Origin of the sequence: Thalassotalea atypica, assembly GCF_030295975.1 — a bacterium.
GTDB classification, from domain to species: Bacteria; Pseudomonadota; Gammaproteobacteria; order Enterobacterales; family Alteromonadaceae; genus Thalassotalea_F; species Thalassotalea_F atypica.
Map to the genome: position 1 here is coordinate 4,201,673 of NZ_AP027364.1, position 20,157 is coordinate 4,221,829.

Annotated in this window: 19 protein-coding genes; 8 read left to right on the plus strand and 11 right to left on the minus strand. The window is 41.2% G+C overall.

The genetic code is table 11. From position 1 onward, the window contains the following. Window positions 1-2: 2 nt before the first annotated feature. The 3 genes from QUE03_RS18830 to QUE03_RS18840 form a co-directional block, all read right to left on the minus strand. On the minus strand, window positions 3-1,622 hold the full coding sequence (locus QUE03_RS18830; protein WP_286263518.1) for a sensor domain-containing diguanylate cyclase: 1,620 nt from the start codon (window positions 1,620-1,622) through the stop codon (window positions 3-5). Between the two features lie 115 nt (window positions 1,623-1,737). Continuing rightward, window positions 1,738-2,034: a DUF3630 family protein gene (locus tag QUE03_RS18835; RefSeq protein ID WP_286263520.1), complete on the minus strand. Its 297-nt coding sequence runs from the start codon at window positions 2,032-2,034 to the stop codon at window positions 1,738-1,740. Then, window positions 2,022-3,494, minus strand: coding sequence for a protein adenylyltransferase SelO (locus QUE03_RS18840; protein ID WP_286263522.1), 1,473 nt, complete (start codon window positions 3,492-3,494; stop codon window positions 2,022-2,024). Before QUE03_RS18840 ends, QUE03_RS18835 begins: the two co-directional genes overlap by 13 nt. Window positions 3,495-3,620: 126 nt before the next feature. Between QUE03_RS18840 and QUE03_RS18845 the strand changes: the two genes are divergently transcribed. Continuing rightward, on the plus strand, window positions 3,621-3,920 hold the full coding sequence (locus tag QUE03_RS18845) for a c-type cytochrome (protein WP_286263524.1): 300 nt from the start codon (window positions 3,621-3,623) through the stop codon (window positions 3,918-3,920). A gap of 121 nt (window positions 3,921-4,041) precedes the next feature. Further along, window positions 4,042-5,346: a hypothetical protein gene (locus QUE03_RS18850; protein WP_286263527.1), complete on the plus strand. Its 1,305-nt coding sequence runs from the start codon at window positions 4,042-4,044 to the stop codon at window positions 5,344-5,346. A gap of 47 nt (window positions 5,347-5,393) precedes the next feature. On the opposite strand, the gene recQ is transcribed toward QUE03_RS18850, so the two are convergent. Further along, window positions 5,394-7,241, minus strand: coding sequence for a DNA helicase RecQ (gene recQ, locus QUE03_RS18855; protein ID WP_286263528.1), 1,848 nt, complete (start codon window positions 7,239-7,241; stop codon window positions 5,394-5,396). Between the two features lie 110 nt (window positions 7,242-7,351). Here recQ and rarD point away from each other — a divergent pair, with 110 nt between their 5' ends. Further along, a complete protein-coding gene (gene rarD / locus QUE03_RS18860) occupies window positions 7,352-8,263 on the plus strand; it encodes an EamA family transporter RarD (RefSeq protein WP_286263531.1) in 912 nt (303 codons plus the stop codon). Window positions 8,264-8,300: 37 nt separating this feature from the next. On the opposite strand, the gene QUE03_RS18865 is transcribed toward rarD, so the two are convergent. Genes QUE03_RS18865 through lptM form a run of 7 tightly spaced genes read right to left on the minus strand, consistent with a single transcriptional unit; the run spans window position 8,301 to window position 15,467 of the window. Beyond that, entirely contained in the window at window positions 8,301-9,557 is a 1,257-nt protein-coding gene (locus tag QUE03_RS18865) for a response regulator (protein WP_286263533.1), read from the minus strand. Window positions 9,558-9,583: 26 nt separating this feature from the next. Beyond that, window positions 9,584-11,761, minus strand: a complete 2,178-nt coding sequence (uvrD, locus tag QUE03_RS18870) for a DNA helicase II (RefSeq protein ID WP_286263535.1) — start codon at window positions 11,759-11,761, stop codon at window positions 9,584-9,586. A gap of 45 nt (window positions 11,762-11,806) precedes the next feature. After that, window positions 11,807-12,523 (minus strand): HAD-IA family hydrolase, encoded by a 717-nt coding sequence (locus QUE03_RS18875; protein ID WP_286263538.1) that lies wholly within the window; start codon window positions 12,521-12,523, stop codon window positions 11,807-11,809. 6 nt (window positions 12,524-12,529) lie between these two features. Beyond that, window positions 12,530-13,216: a DUF484 family protein gene (locus tag QUE03_RS18880; protein ID WP_286263541.1), complete on the minus strand. Its 687-nt coding sequence runs from the start codon at window positions 13,214-13,216 to the stop codon at window positions 12,530-12,532. Next, window positions 13,213-14,043 carry a diaminopimelate epimerase gene (gene dapF / locus QUE03_RS18885; protein WP_286263543.1) on the minus strand — a complete coding sequence of 277 codons (831 nt, stop codon included), beginning with the start codon at window positions 14,041-14,043 and terminating at the stop codon, window positions 13,213-13,215. The genes QUE03_RS18880 and dapF overlap by 4 nt, the downstream gene beginning before the upstream one ends. A 33-nt stretch (window positions 14,044-14,076) precedes the next feature. Next, the gene (lysA, locus tag QUE03_RS18890) at window positions 14,077-15,324 is read right to left on the minus strand and encodes a diaminopimelate decarboxylase (protein WP_286263545.1); all 1,248 of its coding nucleotides are present in this window, start codon (window positions 15,322-15,324) and stop codon (window positions 14,077-14,079) included. A gap of 2 nt (window positions 15,325-15,326) precedes the next feature. After that, window positions 15,327-15,467: an LPS translocon maturation chaperone LptM gene (gene lptM, locus QUE03_RS18895; protein ID WP_286263547.1), complete on the minus strand. Its 141-nt coding sequence runs from the start codon at window positions 15,465-15,467 to the stop codon at window positions 15,327-15,329. Between the two features lie 144 nt (window positions 15,468-15,611). On the opposite strand from lptM, the gene cyaY reads away from it, so the two are divergent. The 5 genes from cyaY to QUE03_RS18920 are packed head-to-tail and all read left to right on the plus strand — an operon-like array spanning window position 15,612 to window position 20,150. Then, window positions 15,612-15,932 (plus strand): iron donor protein CyaY, encoded by a 321-nt coding sequence (gene cyaY, locus QUE03_RS18900; RefSeq protein WP_286263550.1) that lies wholly within the window; start codon window positions 15,612-15,614, stop codon window positions 15,930-15,932. 14 nt (window positions 15,933-15,946) lie between these two features. Continuing rightward, window positions 15,947-16,876, plus strand: a complete 930-nt coding sequence (hemC, locus tag QUE03_RS18905) for a hydroxymethylbilane synthase (protein ID WP_286263552.1) — start codon at window positions 15,947-15,949, stop codon at window positions 16,874-16,876. Next, window positions 16,866-17,642, plus strand: a complete 777-nt coding sequence (locus QUE03_RS18910; protein WP_286263553.1) for a uroporphyrinogen-III synthase — start codon at window positions 16,866-16,868, stop codon at window positions 17,640-17,642. The genes hemC and QUE03_RS18910 overlap by 11 nt, the downstream gene beginning before the upstream one ends. After that, a complete protein-coding gene (locus QUE03_RS18915) occupies window positions 17,611-18,969 on the plus strand; it encodes a uroporphyrinogen-III C-methyltransferase (RefSeq protein ID WP_286263555.1) in 1,359 nt (452 codons plus the stop codon). Before QUE03_RS18910 ends, QUE03_RS18915 begins: the two co-directional genes overlap by 32 nt. Beyond that, the gene (locus QUE03_RS18920) at window positions 18,966-20,150 is read left to right on the plus strand and encodes a heme biosynthesis HemY N-terminal domain-containing protein (protein ID WP_286263557.1); all 1,185 of its coding nucleotides are present in this window, start codon (window positions 18,966-18,968) and stop codon (window positions 20,148-20,150) included. Before QUE03_RS18915 ends, QUE03_RS18920 begins: the two co-directional genes overlap by 4 nt. Window positions 20,151-20,157 lie beyond the last annotated feature (7 nt).

A 20,157-nucleotide genomic window follows, 5' to 3' on the forward strand; every position in this document is an offset into this window, starting at 1 on the left:
CATTATTGATTATGTTCTACCTGACTATTTGCCGCGACAACCGTATTATTTCTCCCTCTATTTTTTGCAATATATAGTGCCTTATCGGCTTCATTAATTAGTTGTTGTGTGCCTTGCCCATGATTAGGAAAAACAGCTATTCCCGTAGATATAGTGATTTTATTTATTCGCAAGTCTTGTTCTACAATATTTAACTCACTTGTACTCAATCTGAGCTTTTCAGCGAGCGTAAATGCGTCCTTTAGTTTAGTGTCAGGGCAAATTATACAAAACTCTTCACCGCCAAAACGACAGGCAATATCCTCTAAACGCAAATTGGTTTTAAATAGTTCGGCAATGGCAACTAATACAGCATCCCCCATTTTATGGCCAAATTTATCATTTACAGCCTTAAAGTGATCAATATCAATCATCAATACGGCTAAGCTTAAGTCATGCCTTTCAGCTCTATTTATTGCTTGTTCAAATCCCTCTAACATAAATCGTCGGTTATATAAGTTTGTGAGAGGATCTCTTATTGCCTGATAGTGAAGTTGTTTTTTAACACGTAAATTTGTTAACCCAAGGCTAATTTGTTCAGAAAGCTGCATAACAATATTTCGAATATTTTTATCATGCACTTTGTCCCTGCTGCCAAGGAAGTGGATTACACCAAATAATTTATTTTGATCAATTAAATCTACACAGATTAAATGCCTCGATGTTTGATAATTCGCTAGGTGCTCAGGTAGCTCTTTTTGCTCTGTAATAAACTCGGTCTTATTGTCATTAGGATTGACAGGTAAAATTGAAACGTTTTCGCTAAGCTCTGGCCCCCAACTAATTAAGTCTTTAAGTTCATCATTATCATTGAGTAGGTATAACTTACCGCTTAAGTCAGGCAGTAACCTTGGCATAATGCTTAAAATGACTTGCCCTGTCTCATCAAAATTTTCTGCCGCATTGAGCATGGTCATCATCGTTTGTAACAAGGTAATTTCACGTGTTTTATCGGCTACTCTAATATCTTGTATGCTCCTTTCCTTATCTACTGCTTCTTGTATTGTGCGACGAAGAAAGTATCCAAAGCTCAAGATTGTCACCACGGCAATAACAACTACCGCGATAAAACCCTTTCGAATTTGATGTATAGCAACTTGATAGGTATCTATTGGGGTTGAAGCACGGACATAGTAGCCACTATGTCCGTCAAAGTGAGTAATAAAAACGGTTGATTTAGCAAAAAAATCACTAAAACGTACGACCCGTGAATTTCCTGTCACCTGAGCCTTATTAATTTCTTCAAGAGCTAAGTAATTACCTGCGCTTATAATTTCTTCTTCGCTGAGCATCGAGTCAGCAACAAGTTTGCCCTTATCATTGATAATGCTGAGGCGAATATCTGATTGTTGAGTTTGCTTTTGACTCAAGTGCCCGAGTGCCGAACGTTCATTTTCAGCAGTAACTTGCTCTTTTATATAACCAATAGACGTTAACGTACTTAGGCTTAACACTTTAAGTTCTTTGTCTACTTGCTTTACCCATGTTTGTTTGACCTGGTATTCAACACCAACTAAACCGATCATAAAAGTCACTACCATAATCAGTAATGGATAAAAAATGACTTTTTGTTGGATCTTCATTAACTTATACAGCCCGTAATTAATTATATTATTTAAACACTCATGGGCATTGCGATAAAACTCGCAACGCCCCATGTAAGTATAGTCAACAATATGAATCGTGCTGTTTTAACGGTTATAAAAATGAGGTTATATGGTGCAATACCGCTTGCTCTTTTGGACTCTCAGGTTCCAACCAACATGATTGACTGTATACTTCAAAGTTAATTGTGAAGGACTGATTTTGTATGTCGGCTCTAAAATAAGCTCGATCAACACCTTCGACTATCTCTATCAAGCGACTATCAGCAATTTTAGAGAGTAAATAGTGAGCCATCGGTTTGATATCTTCTTGTTCAAAATCAACATCTGCCCTTAACTCAATAATGTCTGGCTTAACTAGTAGTTGATAATTAAATGCTAACTGCTGCATGATACTTCCAATTTCTTTCCCCAATTAGGTGCTTTTTCGGCAAAAAGCTCGCTGTCTCTTTGCCAAGTAAAGGGCGTCGACAGTACTGAGTGCAACTTTTCTAACGTATGGTAACAACCGCTTTCAGCCTCTTTGATCGCAAGTTCAGCTAGATAGTTTCGAAGAACATAAAGCGCATTGACTTTGTTTTGCTCTTTCACCCTTTCGTCTTTACGCAAAGCATCTTCTTGCAGTCGCGCCCTGTAAGTTACTAACCATTTCTTTATGTCCTTTTGACACCTAAATAGCTGTAGCAGCGCATCACAATTGGCATTATTAACGTCATCAACATCAACCGAATTCAACAATCTGAATGTCAATGTGTAGTCAGCTTTTTGCTCCGCCATAATAGCCAACAATTGCCCTAACAATTGTTGATCTGAAGCCTGCCAGTTAGCAAGTCCTAACTTCTGTCGCATAATGCTTAGGTAGCGTTTAACTAAAGCGGGTTCATACGCCTTTAACGCCGTTGTGATTTGCTGTACCGACAACCATGTCGAAAACGTTAACCCCAATGCATTTAAGTTCCACAAACCAATGCTTGGTTGCTCTTCAAATGCATATCGTCCCGAACTATCCGAATGATTACAAATAAACCCTGGGTTATAATCATCTAAAAAGCCAAAGGGGCCATAGTCAATAGTAAGACCCAAAATTGACATATTGTCGGTATTCATCACCCCATGAGCAAAGCCATGAGCTTGCCATTGTGCAATCAGCGTTGCTGTGCGCTGTACTATTTGTTCAAACAAGTATAAATAAGGAAGCTCTTGAGTATTTGCTTCGGGATAAAACTGTTCAATACAATAGTTTGCTAAATGGGTAAGCTCAGGGATTTTATTGCGATGAAACCAATATTCAAAATGACCAAATCGAATGTGACTTTGCGCCACGCGTGCCATCATTGCACCTTGTTCGACTCGCTCACGATAAACCTCTTCATTACTTCCAACAATACTCAACGCGCGCGTAGTCGGTATATTTAAAGCAGCCATTGCTTCACTTGCTAGAAACTCTCGAATACAGGAACGTAAAACAGCTCTACCATCACCCATTCTAGAATATGGTGTTAAGCCGGAGCCTTTAAGCTGAATCTCATAAGATTCACCTACATGATTGCTAATCTCACCTATAGATATGGCGCGCCCATCACCTAATTGAGGAACAAACTGACCGAACTGGTGTCCAGCGTATACTTGTGCAGTATACACGCCACCTTTAGGTAATTTTTCACCTGCCAAGACCGTTTTAAACTCTGGAGATTGCCAAAAATTGGCTGGTAAACCGAGTAAATCGCCACAAGATCGGCTATAGGTTAAAAGAAACGAATCGCGTAAAGGCGTAGGTTTTACTGGGGTAACTGCAAAAGGCAGTTGCTCAGATATAGAGCTGGTAAGCTTAAACAATGTAGGTATCATCATTATGTTGCGTTGGATCAAATTCAGTCATAGTATAGTACTAAAATAATCAAGGACAATTGAGGTCTTTTTCCCTATAATCGGTTAAGACTTTATTAAAATTCTAATCATCAAAGAGAGATGGCAATTATGAAGAAAATTACTCTTGCTCTTGCTACAGCAGCAGTATTAGCTTCACCAGCATATGCAGGTGACGCAGCAGCTGGTAAAGCAAAATCAGGGATGTGTGCGGCATGTCACGGTGTTGAAGGTATTTCTGCGATTCCAATGTACCCTAATTTAGCGGGTCAAAAAGAAGTATACCTTGCTAAGCAATTAAAAGCCTTTAAAGATGGAACGCGTAAAGATCCAGTCATGGCTCCTATGGCAATGGGCTTATCTGACGCTGATATGGCTAACTTAGCTGCATTCTATGCAAGCATGAAGTAAAGATAAGTGACAACCAAAAAGCGTCTTTTGGGCGCTTTTTTTGTGCCTAAAAGACGCTTTGGATATTGTATATCTTTTAATGGCTGTTATATTGCTTAGACTGTTTATCAGCTAAATGATTATGATGCTTATACGATTTTATACTGCCATGTGGGTAATGCTTTTAACAGCATGCTCACCCACCCCTGAGACTACTACCATGAATGTGCAACTTAATCTTGACCAATTGGCTGAACAATATGTCAAGCTTGCTCTAAAAATTGGTCAACACCACCCATCATACATTGATGCTTATTATGGCCCTGCATCGTTTAAACCTATACAAGAAAAAACATCGCTTGAAACATTATTAGTAAGTGCGCAAGAATTACGTATTGGTATTGAAAAAGTAGTGATTAAACCCGCACTTTATCAACGGCAGGAGCTGTTAATCATTCAAGTTCGATCAATGGAGATGTTTATTCGATTACAGTTAGGCGAACACGTCAGTTTCGATGATGAATCAAAAGGCTTATATGACGCCATCTCCCCAACAATTTCAGAGACACAGCTTGATAGTGCGTTAATTGAGTTGGATAAGCTTGTTCCTGGCGAAGGTGAGCTCAATAATCGACTCAATCACTACAAGAAACAGTTTGTTATTCCCTTGGATAAACTCGATGCCGTTTTTGTTGCTGCCATTGATGAGGCACGAAAACGCACTAAACAGCATATCCAGTTACCGGCACAAGAAAACTTTAAAATTGAATATGTGACGGACAAAGTTTGGAGCGGTTATAACTGGTACAAAGGCGGCAATTACAGTGTCATTCAGTTAAATACAGATTTTCCTATTTATATTGACCGAGCGATCGATTTAGCCAGCCATGAAGGTTACCCTGGACATCACGTATTTAATTCTCAAATGGAGCAACACTTAGTCAACAACCTTAAATGGGTAGAATTTAGTGTTTACCCGCTGTTCTCACCACAGTCCCTACTGGCAGAAGGAAGTGCAAATTACGGAATAGAGGTAGCTTTTCCAAAAGCTGAACGTTTGGCGTTTGAAACGGAAGTACTTTTTCCACTGGCTGGAATGGATCCGACTCAGGTAGAACGATACTACCAAATTCAAGACAAATTATCGTTGCTCTCTTATGCCGATAATATGGTAGCAAAGCGCTACTTAGATGGTGAAATCAATAGAGAACAAGCAATTGAATTGCTGATGAAATACGCACTGTCAACCAAAGAAAAATCAATGCAACGCATCGGTTTTATTGAAGCAAACAGAGCCTATGTCATTAACTACAATTTAGGGCAAGATCTGGTACGTGAGTATGTCGATAAAATGACAGGTAACGGGGATCATGATAGACGTTGGCAAGTTTTTGCAGACTTACTTGCCAACCCTAAAACGGCTTCGATGATGAAGACGGCTCGGTAACTGCAAGATGATAAGCTGTGTTCTCCTATGTGCAATGGTGTACACAGTTATGCGCTAACATGCTCTTTAATCAATGAAATAAAGGCTTGCCCGTATCGAGCTAGCTTCGTGTCGCCAACTCCACTGACTTCTAACATCTCTGAAGAAGATTGCGGTTTTATCTTAGCCAGCTCGGATAATGTAGCGTCATTAAAGACGATAAATGGTGCCACATCCTCCGCGTCGGCAATTTCTTTACGCAGCGTACGCATTTTTATAAATAACGATTTATCATAGCTGCTGGCAGGCGAATCTTGACGCCAATAACTGGCTTTTTGTAATCTTGGCTTGACTAACATCAACGGCTCTTGAGCCTTCAATACGGCCCTAGAGGCTTCTGTTAAACACAGTGCCGAATGGTTAGCGATGTCTTGTTGCAAGTAGCCTAAGTGAATGAGTTGTCGAACGATCGTAAACCAATAGCCCGGCGTTTTCTCTTTTCCGATACCAAAAGTAGAAACACTGTCATGACCCAAAGCCGTTAATTTATCGCTTTTTTCTCCACGTAGTACGTCTATAACATACTGAATGTCGCCTTGTTGTTTAATACGAAATACGCAAGACAATACTTTTTGCGCAACTTCTGTTGCATCAAACTCGCTCGGGGGATCCAAGCAAATATCACAGTTACCACAGCGTGTTTTGGTGAATTCAGCAAAATAATTCAATATCACCTGACGACGACAATTCTGCGCATCAACAAACCCGGTCATTGCATTAAAGCGTTGTAACTCGACTTGATTACGCTGCTCATTTTCTCCGTCGCCAATACGTTTTTTAATACGATCAATGTCTTGCTGATCGTACAAGAATAAAGCTTCTGCGGGTAAACCATCACGGCCTGCACGGCCAATTTCCTGATAGTAACCTTCAATCGTTCTTGGGGGTTCAAAATGCACCACATAGCGTACATTAAGCTTGTTGATACCTAAGCCGAAAGCGACGGTAGCCACCACAATTTGAATATTATCCTTGGTAAAACCATCTTGAACGAATGCTCTGATTTCTGGCTCTAGTCCTGCGTGATAGGCCGCACAATTTATTCCCGCACTGGCTAAGTACTTAGAGAGCTTTTCAACTTGCCATCGGCTACTGCAATAGATAATGCCGCAATCAGATATTCGCTTACGTACATACCCCAGAATTTGTTGTTGACCGTTATACTTTTCCGCAAGAGTCAATCGAATATTAGGTCGATCAAAACTATCTAAATGCACATAAGGATCATGTAACTGCAGCTGATTCAGTATATCACGACGAGTTGCGACATCGGCGGTAGCAGTTAACGCCATCACAGGAACATGCTGAAAATAGCTCTTTACACAAGATAACTGTGTATAAGCGCGTCTAAAGTCATGTCCCCATTGTGATATACAATGGGCTTCATCGATAGCAAAAAGACTGATCGGTAAATCCTGTAACCCTTGCAAAAAATAATGCTGGGTTAGGCGTTCAGGTGACACATACAATAGTTTTATTTCACCCACTGACAATCGTTGAAAAATGCGCGTAATTTGCTCTGATGTTAGACTAGAATTTACAAATTCAGCACTGATCCCTTGACGGTTAAGGCCATCGACTTGATCTTTCATTAACGATATTAACGGTGAAACCACTATTGTAACACCCGGCATAATTGCCGCAGGTAATTGATAACATAACGATTTGCCACCGCCCGTAGGCATTAATACAAGACCATCACGTCCTGACATAACCTGCTGAATGATCTCAGCTTGGCCAGCTCGGAAAGTCTGATAGCCAAATAAGTGCTTTAAGGAGTCTTGCAGGTCAATTGCAGAAGGAGAAGCGAGTTCGTTGGTCAAAAAAATTTCACCGGTTATATGATATGACGGCATTGTACCTAAGCGCTTACGAATCACAATCAATAAAACACTGCAATGTCATGGCTTAGCAGGCACATTGTGCTAGACTTCGCTTCCATTATGCGTCCAAATTCATATTAATAATGACAAATCAAATAGATAACCATTCATCTCGTTCAGGAATAGCTAACGCCATAGCTGCCTACGTAATGTGGGGAGTCGCGCCGCTTTATTTTAAATTACTTAGTGATGTTGTTGCCAGCGAGATATTGGTTCATCGGGTTGTATGGTCAAGTGCGTTTTTATTAGTAATTGTCATTGCGATGAAAAAAACGCCTGCTCTGATCGCCATATTAACCAATAAGGCATTGTTACTTAAGCTCACCATAACTGCCTCAATATTAGCAACCAATTGGTTTATGTTTATCTGGGCCGTGAACAATGACCATCTGCTCGATGCGAGTTTAGGCTATTATATAAACCCCCTGCTCAATGTTGCGCTTGGTATGATATTTTTGAGTGAACGGCTACGTCGATGGCAAGGTATCGCAGTAGGTTTAGCTATCGCTGGCGTGATGATCCAAGTAGTATTGTTAGGCACATTACCGATCATTTCCCTTGCTCTTGCCGGCACTTTCGCCATTTATGGGTTATTACGTAAAAAACTGCATGTCGACTCTTTTGTCGGTTTATTGGTTGAATCGCTATTGATGTTACCCATTGCGTTAATTTTTTGGTCCGTTTTCTTATCCAGCCCAACGGCAAATATGTTTGAAAATAGCACCAATCTAAATATTACCCTGATCATGGCAGGCATTGTCACCACTGCGCCGCTGCTTTGCTTTACGGCAGCAGCTAAGAGGCTGACATTGGCGGCTTTGGGATTTTTCCAATATATTGGTCCAAGCATTATGTTTATCTTGGCAATAGCACTTTATGACGAGCCGTTGATTCCAGCAAAACTAGCTACATTTGGACTTATTTGGACTGCCTTAGTGATTTTCAGCGTCGACTCTATTAGGGCCCGACAGAAAATAAAAAAGGCCACTTCATAAGCGGCCCTTGCAATCACTAAGCTAGTGTTACTTAGCGTTAGTCATGATTTTGCCCTGCAATTGAGACTTGGTTGCGACCGTTCTCTTTTGCATAATAAAGCGCCTGATCTGCTTCATTCATTTGTGCAGCTAATGAAGCATTGGAATTAAACACAACACCTATAGAAACCGACATGGTTATTTGCTGACCTTCGTAAGGGATCTGCGAGACTGACAATTCACGACGTAAGTCATCTAATCGACCATAAAGTTGGTCTTCATCTAACCCTGGCATTAATATCGAAAATTCTTCGCCGCCTAATCTTGCTAATAGCGCCCCTGATAAGTGTTTGCGCATGTATAAGGCAACGACTTTAAGTACATTATCACCCGCTTCATGTCCGTAGGTGTCATTAATTTTCTTGAAGAAATCAATATCTATCATCGCCATACAATAGGGGATATTCTTTTCAATCATTTCAGGCAACTTGCGCTGTGCAGATTGAATAAATGCCCGACGGTTAGGTAAATCTGTCAAGTAATCGGTATTTGCAGCTCGCTGAATTTGCTCGATATTATGCAAATTCTCGATATTTTGGGTTACTCGGCAATAAAACTCTTCCGGACAAAATGGTTTACGTAAAAAATCATCTGCTCCATTTTTTATAAAACGTGCAGAATGCACTCCATTATTCGCGCCAGAAATGCCTATGATAGCTATTCTATCTCGACTGTGTTTTTTACGAATTTCATTAGTTAATGTTATCCCATCCATAACGGGCATTTCCAAATCCGTGATCACCATTTTAATTTCCGGGTGATTCGCGATGACTTCCAGTGCTTTTTGACCGTCGCTTGCGACAAAAACCGAATAGTTTCGACGCTTTAACAGTTCAACCACATGATTCCGAGCTGAAACACTGTCATCGACAACTAAGATGCCACTACCTCGGTTTAATAATTGGCCGTGCAAAATACGTTTTAAGTACATAAATGCCTGACTATTTTCTTTTGGAATATAGTCGATGACAGGCTGAGCGAGTATTTTCTGACGGGTCTCTTCATCCATCCGTCCCGTCATCACCACGCTTTGAATGCCATGTGACAAAACACAACTGATCGCTTCACCATCAGGAGCATCCGGTAAATTATAATCGATGGTAGCTGCAAAAAATTTCTTGTTACCTTGCAATATGGCTTCAACATCGGCAAGCGTATATGCCACAGTAACTTCAAACCCCAACGCTTTCCCTAACTGCTCTATAACTTTAGCTATAGCTTTACTGTCTTCAACGACCAATAGGCGTTCTGGCATTATTTTTTCCTATTCACACTTCATGTTTATTCTAATGGTGATAAATTCGCATACGCGACCACTAACCATTTTATACCAACATCTTCAAAATTCACCTGGATACGACTTTGTGCACCTGCGCCTTCATAATTGAGTACGACACCTTCGCCGAACTTTTGATGAAGCACTCGTTGCCCTAACGTGAATCCGGTATTTTCGAATGTCTCTGTAGTAAAGGTAGACGAAAAACGTCCTGTTGTCGCGGGTCTTGAGACCTGACTTTGTAATCGAATGTCTTCGACACATGCTGGAGGCAATTCGCGTAAGAAACGACTCGGTTTATGGTATTTCTCTTGGCCATAAAGCCGGCGGCTTTCTGCATGACATAAATACAATTTTCGCATTGCCCGCGTCATGCCAACGTAACATAACCGTCGCTCTTCTTCCAAGCGAGAAATGTCTTCTTGTGATTGTTGAGATGGAAACATGCCCTCTTCCAAACCGGCGATAAACACCAATGGAAACTCTAATCCTTTTGCCGAGTGCATAGTCATCAACTGCACCGCAGGCTCATATTCATCGGCTTGTGACTCTCCGGCTTCCAGTGCTGCATGGGTAAGAAATGATGTTAACGGGGTTTGTTCATCTTCTAGTTCAGGATCGACTTCATAAGTTTGGCAAGCCGTAACCAATTCATTCAAGTTTTCAATTCTTGCCTGTGCACGTTCACCTTTTTCTGCTTGGTACATAGCCTTTAAGCCACTGTGACTAATAACGAAATTTACTTGTTGGTCCAAGTCTAGATTGGTCGAGTCATCTTCTAGTTGATCAATTAAGTCTATAAAAAGCCCTATCGTTTTAGCAGCACGCCCTTTCAGCTCATTATCGGCAATCATTTTCTTACACGCTTGCCATAAGGTCATTTCAAGGCTTCGCGCCGCATCGCGCACTATGGCCACAGTTTGATTACCAATGCCTCGCGTTGGGGTGTTGATGATCCTTTCAAAAGCCGCATCATCATCTCGGTTGTTAATTAGGCGCATATACGCCAACGCATCTTTAATTTCTTGGCGTTCAAAAAATCGTAAACCACCATAAATGCGATAAGGTAACTGCGCTTGTAATAATGCTTCTTCCAGCAATCGTGATTGCGCATTGCTACGATACAAAATGGCGACGTCATCAAGTGTGCCATCATCAATACGCCATTGCGTTATTCGGCCTGCGATAAAGCGTGCTTCATCAATTTCATTGAACGCGGTATAGACAGAAATCTTTTCACCGTCTTTATCTTCTGTCCATAAGTCTTTACCCAATCGATTATTATTATTAGCAATAAGGTGATTTGCCGCATTTAAGATATTGGCGGTCGAACGATAATTTTGCTCTAGGCGAATTGTTTTCGCTTGCTCATAGTCTTTTAGAAAGCGTTGAATATTTTCTATTTTGGCGCCGCGCCAGCCATAAATGGATTGATCATCATCGCCGACAATCATCACATGACTTTGTTCTTTCCCAAGCATGGTTAGCCAAGCATATTGAATAGCATTAGTGTCTTGAAATTCGTCCACTAGAATATGACCAAACCGCTGTTGGTAGTGCTTTAACAATAGCGGATGATTCAGCCATAACTCATGAGCCCGTAACAACAGTTCAGCAAAGTCGACTAATCCTGCACGATCACACGCATCTTGATAGGATTTGTAAATATCAACAAAAGTCTGCTCTGTTGGATCGTAATGAGTTTCAATATGCTTCGGCCTTAATCCTTCATCTTTCTTTCCGTTTATATACCAGCACGCTTGTTTTGCAGGCCATTTTTTCTCATCTAAATTTAGCGCTCGTATCGTACGCTTAACTAAACGCAATTGGTCATCAGAGTCGAGTACCTGAAAGCTCTGCGGCAAGTTAGCTTCCTGAAAGTGCATACGCAATAACCTGTGCGCTAAGCCATGGAAAGTGCCTATCCACATCCCATGAATAATGCCACCGACAGTTTGCTCAACCCGCGCTTTCATCTCCGCTGCAGCTTTATTGGTAAACGTTACCGCGAGCACACTATGGGGAGAGGTATTTTCAACACGCATTAGCCATGCAATACGCTGCACCAATACCCGTGTTTTACCACTACCGGCGCCAGCGAGCACCAACATGTTTTGTAAAGGGGCTGCAACTACTTCTCGCTGATGATCATTTAGCGAGTCTATTAAATCTGATACGTCCATAAGCTTTTTATGCCTGAAAAATCGGCTATTTAGTTAAGAGGTTAATTAAACCAATCGCTCTAATTGAGCAATATCGGTAATTTCAACGTGGGGTACAACGCGTAAGGGTTTTCCTACATCGTAGCAAGATAACCAGACACTCTGCATACCAGAGCGTAACGCGCCAAAAACATCAGCATGACCACAATCCCCCACGTGAAGAATTTGTGATAAAGGTAAGCCCAACTGATTCGCTGCCCTTGTGAACATATCTACGTTGGGCTTAGTTAATTTTCCATTACCGGCATGTAGCATATGACAGAAGTATTTTTCTATGCCTATCGCCTTTGCATCAACATTACCATTAGATATTGCGATCAATGGATAACGCATTGCCAATCGGGCTAATAATGCATGCACAGAATCTGGCACCTTGAAGTCACTTCGCTTTTCTATAAAGTGGGCAAGCGCTTGTTCCGCAAGTGATACTGATAATTCTTGGTCGCCAGTTAAAGACAATATGCCTAAGCGATAGGTTTGTCGCCTTACGTCTGTGATTTCATGGGCCAACGACGGTTCAGTTTTTATAGCTTGAGCGCGAAATGCCCACCAAAAACAACGATCGAATACTTGTTGTTCATGATTATAAGAGGCCAATACTCGCTCAAAATAAGCTACCATACTTTTTTCGGTCGCGACCATCACATCGCGGTTAGCATATAAAGTATCATCCAAGTCAAAACTGATTGCCTGAAATGACGTAAGTCGGCGATAAAATCTCACGTTTATTTAGTTGTCCAATAATTTCTGTGCAAGTAACTTTGAGACTAAACGTTTAAATTGACTCAGCAATAACGTATCCATGCGTGGATCAAAATGTTCGGCATCTTCACTCCTAAAGGCGATAAAGCCTAGAGTTCGAGTGTCATGAATTAATTTAATTAAAACAACTGAGCCATTGCCTGAATTTGAAAATAACTGGTCGTACTCAGCTTGTTGTAATCGGCCAAAATAATACTCGTCTTTTTCTAAACGTGTTTGCATCAAGCTACGGCAATCTGTGTTGATGATACTTTCATGTGTTTCATCAACATCCTCGCTGAGCCATAATTTAAATTCAGCTAATGCTAATAAATCAACGGTTGCGCCTTGCAATTTATCCAATAACGCTTTCGTTGTTTTACAATCCAAAAGTTCTATATAAACATTAGAGTAAACATGAAAAAGTTTCTCGTTTTGATTAGCCATCGACATTAAATGCGTAATTTCTTCTTCTAAACCATGCACTTTTTGTCGCAACTGCTGCTGTTGACGCTCTACTAATGAGACGGTGCCACGATGGCTATCAGCGATACGTAATTGCGTGACTAACGCAGGGTTTCGATTAAAGAAATCGGGGTTATCTTGTAAAAAGCTGACCACCAATTCGTCTGTCAACGGGCTGTCATCCGAATGGATTGTGTTTTGTTCGCTCATATATGTATTTGTCCATCAAAAACTTGAACGGCAGGGCCTGACATCTTAACTGGATGCCCCTGTCCCTTCCAGAATATTCTTAATCTGCCACCGGGTAACTCGACCGTGACTTGTTTCGCCAATTTTTTCTGTATTTGTCCGATAACAACCGCCGCACAAGCACCACTACCACAAGCCAATGTTTCACCGACACCGCGCTCGTAGACACGTAATTTAATAAAATCTGGTGAAACCACTTCCATAAAGCCAACATTAACGTCATTTGGAAAGCGCTCATGCGTTGATAATTCTTTACCCAATGTGTCGATCGGTGCATCTTTGATGTTGTCAACAGTGACCACACAATGAGGATTTCCCATTGAAACAGCTCCACAAAGCACTGTTTGCTCTTCACACCTTAAAATGTAGGTACCTTCGGCTTTTTTTGCTATAAAGGGGATGTGGCTTGGCTCGAGCTGTGGTGTTGGCATATTAACGGAAATATTGCCATCTCGTTCCACAAACAAGGTCATTTTCCCTGCTTGCGTTGAAACCTTAATTTTGTTTCTGTTAGTCAACCCTTTGCTACGTACAAAACGCGCAAAACAACGAGCACCGTTACCACATTGCCCAACTTCGCTACCGTCGGCATTGAATATCCGATAGTGAAAATCTAAATCGGGGTCGTATGGCGGCTCAACCACAAGCAATTGGTCAAAGCCAATACCAAAATTACGGTGGGCTAACAGTTTAATTTGATCGTTGGGCAAATAAACATTCTGGGTAACGTTATCAAGGACCATAAAGTCGTTACCTAAGCCGTGCATTTTTGAGAAGTTTACAAGCATCTAATTATCTTTTTATTGTTACTGTCACATTATTTAAGGAAGTAGCTGTTCACCAAGCCATAATTGCTCAACGCTCTCTCTTTGTCTAATTAAGTGGCTTTGCTCGCCATCAACTAGCACTTCAGCAGCTCGAGGTCTGCTATTATAATTTGAACTCATGGTAAATCCATAGGCCCCTGCGGATCGAACCGCTAGTAAATCGCCAGTCGCAATGGCCAATGTCCTTTCTTTACCTAAAAAATCACCGGTTTCGCAGACTGGGCCTACAACATCATAACTTTTTGACTCTGCCTCGTGATTGACCTCAACCGGGATAATATTTTGCCAAGCTTGGTATAAGGACGGCCTAATTAGGTCATTCATGGCGGCATCGACAATGGCAAAATGTTTATCTTGGTTTGTTTTTAGAAATTCTACTTCAGTCACTAGAATACCTGCGTTTGCCATGATCGCACGACCCGGCTCAAAAATCAGTGTATGAGGATAGCCTTGAAGTTTTTTGGCAATGGCTTCGGCATATTCTTGAGGGTGTGGCGGCTGCTCTTGATCGTAATTGACCCCCAAACCACCACCAACGTCAATATGACTGAGCGCTATATCATTGTCTTTTAAGGTATCAATTAAGACTAAAACACGATCTAGTGCATCTAAAAAAGGTTTTACTTCGGTCAATTGCGAGCCAATATGACAATCAACACCTTTAATAGCAATATGCGATAACGCTTTAGCTTGTTGGTATAGGGTTGGCGCTTCATCAATCGCAATGCCAAACTTGTTTTCTTTTAACCCTGTTGAAATATAAGGATGAGTACCCGCATCGACATCGGGATTTACACGAAAAGAAATGGGTGCAATTACGTTAAGAGATTGAGCAACCTCATTGATACGATAGAGCTCTGCCTCCGATTCAATATTAAAACAATAAATTTGATGCTTTAGTGCAAACGCAATTTCGCTCGATTTTTTCGCAACACCTGAGAAAACGACCTTTTTCGGATCGCCCCCGGCAGCAATAACACGAGCAAGCTCACCTTGCGAAACAATATCAAACCCAGAACCTAAGCGCGCTAATACATTCAGTATCGCAATATTACTGTTTGCTTTCACCGCATAACAAACAAGGTGGGGCATACTACCTGCGGCCCTATCAAATGCATGCCAATGGCGCTCAATAGTGGCGCGTGAATATACATAAAGTGGCGTTTGGTGCTGTTTGACGAGCTCACTCACTGAACAGCTTTCGGCGTAAAGGCTATCTTCTTTTCGATTGAAATAGTCCACAACTAATCGTCCTTTACACTCGAGTCTTGTTCATCAGTAGTTGGCGCTGATTCAGGTGTTTCGTACAACGGCCCTGGCATACCACAACCGTTTAAACCAAATGGTAACCCAACTAACAGTAATAAAATAATTTTACGTTTCATTGCCTATAGATTCATATTGACGTCAATTTTGCTCATTAAACAATGGGATCTTGAGGTAAATCAACTGGTATTAGTTATTTGGACTGGTATTATACGCATATGCATATCAACTATTACAAGTCTTATCATCCACGGAACGAATAAATGAATGACAGCCAGTACAATTTTACCGCAGACGAGTTAATTTTAGCTGTAGAAGAAGCAATTGAAGATTGCGGCGAAGATATTGATTATGAAGGTGTTAGCGGACTATTAACGTTAACCTTTAAAAACGGCACAAAGATTATTATTAATAAGCAAGCACCGTTGCACGAAATTTGGGTTGCCACCAAGTTCAATGGTCATCACTTCCATTTTGATAATGAACAATGGATTGATAAGCGTGGTGGCGATGAGTTTTGGCAATTTTTATCTGATGCAGTTAGCAAACAAGCTGACGCTTCAGTTTCACTATCAGCAGAATAAGAGTAGGACACAACATGACAACCGCAACTGTGCGCATTGCAACCAGAAAAAGCGCTTTAGCGTTATGGCAAGCTGAATATGTAAAAGCACAATTAGAGCATTTTCATCCCGGCATTAATGTCGAACTTGTGCCTATGACCACCAAAGGTGACATAATTTTGGATACCCCTTTAGCAAAGGTCGGCGGAAAAGGCTTATTTGTTAAAGAACTCGAAGTAGCCATGTTGGAAAACCGCGCTGATATTGCCGTACATTCGATGAAAGATGTACCGGTTGAATTTCCTGAAGGATTGGGCTTGGAAGTGATTTGCCCACGTGAAGACCCACGTGATGCATTTGTGTCAAACACGTTTGAAAATTTTGATGATTTGCCACAAGGTGCAATTGTTGGCACCTCGAGTTTACGCCGCATGTGCCAATTAAAAGCAATGCGTCCAGACCTAGATATTCGAGATCTTCGCGGCAACGTCAATACCCGACTTAAAAAGCTAGACGAAGGACAATACGATGCCATTATCTTAGCTGCTGCTGGGTTAATTCGTCTTGAAATGCCTGAGCGCATTAAAAGCTATATCGAACCTGAAACTATGTTGCCAGCCAATGGCCAAGGTGCGGTAGGGATAGAGTGTCGTACCGATGACGACACAATAAAAGCCTTAATTGCTCCACTAGAATGTAAAGAAACACGGGTAAGAGTATTGGCTGAGCGCGCTATGAATCGCGCTTTAGAAGGTGGCTGCCAGGTTCCTATTGGCAGCTACGCCACTGTTAATGGTGATGAGATTTACCTGCGCGGTTTAGTTGGTGCAACTGATGGTAGTACAATTCTTCATGATGAAGTGACGGGTCCATGTACTGACGGTGAAAAACTAGGCTTAGACCTAGCGAAAAAACTATTAGAGCAAGGTGCCGATGAAATCTTAAAACAGGTTTATGAGCAATAAACACTACAAGGTACTGATCACGCGACCCGAATCACAGGGTCGCGCCTTAGCTAAAACATTAAGCCAAGAAGGCTTTGACGCTGTTTGCGCGCCACTATTTAATTACCAACCGTTAACGTCTAAACAAAGTTATTACAATGTTTTGGAAACAAATCCAGATATTATTATCTTTGTCAGTGTGGCAGCAGTTGAATACGCACATCAAACTGTACCTTTATCACATTGGCCTAGTTGCACCGTATTAGCTGTTGGCCAAGCAACAAAGAACAAATTGATATCCTTGGGTATTAGCACCGTCATTAGCCCTGAAATTCAAACGAGTGAAGGCTTACTTGAATTAAGCGAATTATCTCATCCCCACAATCGCAATATCATTATTGTCAGAGGTAACGGCGGCCGCGAACTGATCGCTGAAAGTTTGCGAGGGCGAGGTGCACAAGTCCATTATATTGAAAGTTATCAACGACGTTGGATTGAACAACCGGAAGATATTTGTCATCAATGGCAACAACTTAATGTTAATTGTATTGTTATTACCAGTAACGAAATTCTGCAAAGCGTTGTACAATTAACAAAGAATAAAGAATATTTTTGGCAACACAGTTGTTTATGGATCGTTGCCAGTGAACGTATCGCAAAGAACGCCTCGGCGTTAGGACTACAAAACGTATTTTGCGCTTATGGTGCATCTGATGAGGCAATTCTAGGTGCCTTGCACAACATGGAACAAGCTCATGACAGAGAAAAAAACATCAACGGTCAGTGAAAAAAAAAATGAAGATTCAGCAGAAAACCTAGCTGCCAAAAGCAATAATAAAAATGTTTCACCTGAACGTGAAGAACAAAAACCTTTAGCTAAGAAGCCAACCTCAGCTAAAGTGGCTCATCGTAAAGCAACTCAACAACCTGTGACAACCGTGACATCATCTACTTCTAAATCTGGCATTCTCGCACTTATACTCTCTATTATTGCCATTGCTGGCATTGGTGGTCACTATTATTGGCAAACTCAGCAACATCAGATTCTAATTGAACAGCTATTGGCGCAAAACGAATCACAGCAACAATCCAGTGAGCGACAAGTACTCGATCAAGTAAGTGCTAGACAAAGTCAACTGGCGGGCGAGCTAACCACAAACATCACTCAATTGCTTAACGACAGTGATACAAAACTGCAATCACTCGCACAACGAGTTGAGGGTTTGAGCCAAAACCAACCCAGCGACTGGTTGATGCACGAAGCTGAATATCTGATTCGGATCGCCTCACGTAGTTTATGGCTTGAGAAAGACACGGTTGCAGCAATCAGTTTATTACAAGATGCAGATGCTCGACTTAGCGAGCTGAACGATCCGAGCTTGCTTCCGGTTCGTCAGGTTATTAATCAAGACATTGAACAATTGAAACTGCAACCAAAGCTGGCCACAGAAGAAACCATTTTGACCTTGATGGCAATGGCAGAGCAGATTAAACAACTTCCCATCGCAATGGCACACCTGCCAGGCACCACTGAACCTGAGCAACCTTTTACGCTCTCGGAAAACACCGATGATTGGCGAGAAAATATCACTAAATCTTGGCAACGATTTCTTGACAGTTTCATTACCGTGAAACGCCGAACAGCCAATGTTGAAGCATTGTTAACACCACAACAGCAACAGAGCTTAACTGATAACCTCTACCTGAAATTGCAACTAGCGCAGTGGGCAGCCAGTCAGCAAAAAGCACAGATATATCAAAAAGCACTACAAGATGCGCAACATTGGATTAGTGAATATTTTGATACGGATCACAACGCAACAATGCAATTTACTCAGCAGCTTAGTCGATTACAAAGCGCTGTCATCAATTTAGCGTTGCCTGCAAAATTGCAATCATTGCAAGCAATTCGCCGTCAAATCAATCAACAAAACACTGTCCCGAACATAGCGGAAAACGTAAAAGAAGCGGTAATAGACTCGGCCAAGCCAATTACTTCTAACGCAAATAAAGATAAGCAAGATGGCAAGCCCAATATGGCCGAAGCCGCAGTCAATGCTCAAGAGCAACAAGAAGAACCTGAGAAACAAGACAATAACGGAGCAATGCTATGATCAAGCTAATTGTATTCGTACTCCTGTTTTTTGCTGCCGTTGCCTCAGTGCCATTTTTAATTGGTGAAAAAGGTTATATCTTAATTGCCATGGGCGACATCACCATTGAGTCTTCTGTGGTTACCGCCATTATTATGCTGACATTAGTGTTTATTGGTTTAATGATAGTCATAAAGATAATGCGTGGCGGTTTTAAGTTAAGCCTAGGGGCTTGGAATAAAATTGTATTCGCTAGTAGAAGACGAGGGCAGCGCGATCTGAATAAAGGCATTGCTGCATTTTTGCTTGGCGACTATCAACAAGCAGAGCACTTACTCGCGAAAAGTGCCGAGCCTTCACAACAACAAAAAATCGCCTATTTAATGGCAGCCAGTGCTGCACAAAAACAAGATTTAGGTACTAATACCGATCATTATTTACAACTGGTTGCACATCAAGAACAAGAATTAAAAGATGTTGGTCTTGAAAACATTTTAGTGCAAATTAAAATATTGTTAAGCCGTGAGGAATTCAATAAAGCGCGTGAATTAATTGACGAACACCATCGGCATATTGGACATGATGCCCGCTTATTGGCTCTGGAGATTGACCTATGCCTAATCGAAAAGCGTTTTGAAAAAGCGATTGAGTGGCTTAATAAGGCGCGGAAAGAAAAATCCATTGATAATGACAAAGTGATTCAATGGGAAAAAGCAGCATTTACTGGCCACCTTAATCTGTTAATAACGGCAACAGATCGTGATGCTCTATTCAGCTATTGGCAAAAATTGCCCCGTAAACTTAAGCAAAACCACACTGTGCTGCTGGCCTACTGCCAAGTACTCGCTGAACACAAGATTATTGAACCATTAGAAAAATTAATACTGCCTGTAGTGAAAAAAGGCGCAGATACGAGTTTGATCAATGGCATCAAAGCTCTGCCGTTAAGCTCTTGTGATGATTTAATTATTGCAGTAGAAAAGCACCTACACAAAAATCCTGAGGAACAGCATTGGTTAAGCTGCCTTGGACATTTTGCTTACGCAGGCCAAAAACTGACATTGGCAGAGAAAGCTTTTAATACTTTATACCAAAAATCAACAACTAAGCTATGCGAACAAGACATTAAGGTATATGCTAAAACATTGCTTTCATTAGAAAAGCATGAACAAGCAGCGAAGTTACTATTAAACCCAAAATAATAAAATA

Coding starts and splice junctions, on each gene's coding strand:
- rarD (WP_286263531.1), top strand. CDS start 7,352: ATGACAAATCAAATAGATAACCATTCATCTCGTTCAGGAATAGCTAAC.
- QUE03_RS18910 (WP_286263553.1), top strand. CDS start 16,866: ATGAGCAATAAACACTACAAGGTACTGATCACGCGACCCGAATCACAG.
- recQ (WP_286263528.1), bottom strand. CDS start 7,241: ATGCCGTCATATCATATAACCGGTGAAATTTTTTTGACCAACGAACTC.
- lptM (WP_286263547.1), bottom strand. CDS start 15,467: ATGAAACGTAAAATTATTTTATTACTGTTAGTTGGGTTACCATTTGGT.
- QUE03_RS18845 (WP_286263524.1), top strand. CDS start 3,621: ATGAAGAAAATTACTCTTGCTCTTGCTACAGCAGCAGTATTAGCTTCA.
- cyaY (WP_286263550.1), top strand. CDS start 15,612: ATGAATGACAGCCAGTACAATTTTACCGCAGACGAGTTAATTTTAGCT.
- QUE03_RS18915 (WP_286263555.1), top strand. CDS start 17,611: ATGACAGAGAAAAAAACATCAACGGTCAGTGAAAAAAAAAATGAAGAT.
- QUE03_RS18865 (WP_286263533.1), bottom strand. CDS start 9,557: ATGCCAGAACGCCTATTGGTCGTTGAAGACAGTAAAGCTATAGCTAAA.
- QUE03_RS18850 (WP_286263527.1), top strand. CDS start 4,042: ATGATGCTTATACGATTTTATACTGCCATGTGGGTAATGCTTTTAACA.
- QUE03_RS18830 (WP_286263518.1), bottom strand. CDS start 1,622: ATGAAGATCCAACAAAAAGTCATTTTTTATCCATTACTGATTATGGTA.
- QUE03_RS18835 (WP_286263520.1), bottom strand. CDS start 2,034: ATGCAGCAGTTAGCATTTAATTATCAACTACTAGTTAAGCCAGACATT.
- QUE03_RS18880 (WP_286263541.1), bottom strand. CDS start 13,216: ATGAGCGAACAAAACACAATCCATTCGGATGACAGCCCGTTGACAGAC.
- QUE03_RS18840 (WP_286263522.1), bottom strand. CDS start 3,494: ATGATGATACCTACATTGTTTAAGCTTACCAGCTCTATATCTGAGCAA.
- dapF (WP_286263543.1), bottom strand. CDS start 14,043: ATGCTTGTAAACTTCTCAAAAATGCACGGCTTAGGTAACGACTTTATG.
- QUE03_RS18920 (WP_286263557.1), top strand. CDS start 18,966: ATGATCAAGCTAATTGTATTCGTACTCCTGTTTTTTGCTGCCGTTGCC.
- hemC (WP_286263552.1), top strand. CDS start 15,947: ATGACAACCGCAACTGTGCGCATTGCAACCAGAAAAAGCGCTTTAGCG.
- uvrD (WP_286263535.1), bottom strand. CDS start 11,761: ATGGACGTATCAGATTTAATAGACTCGCTAAATGATCATCAGCGAGAA.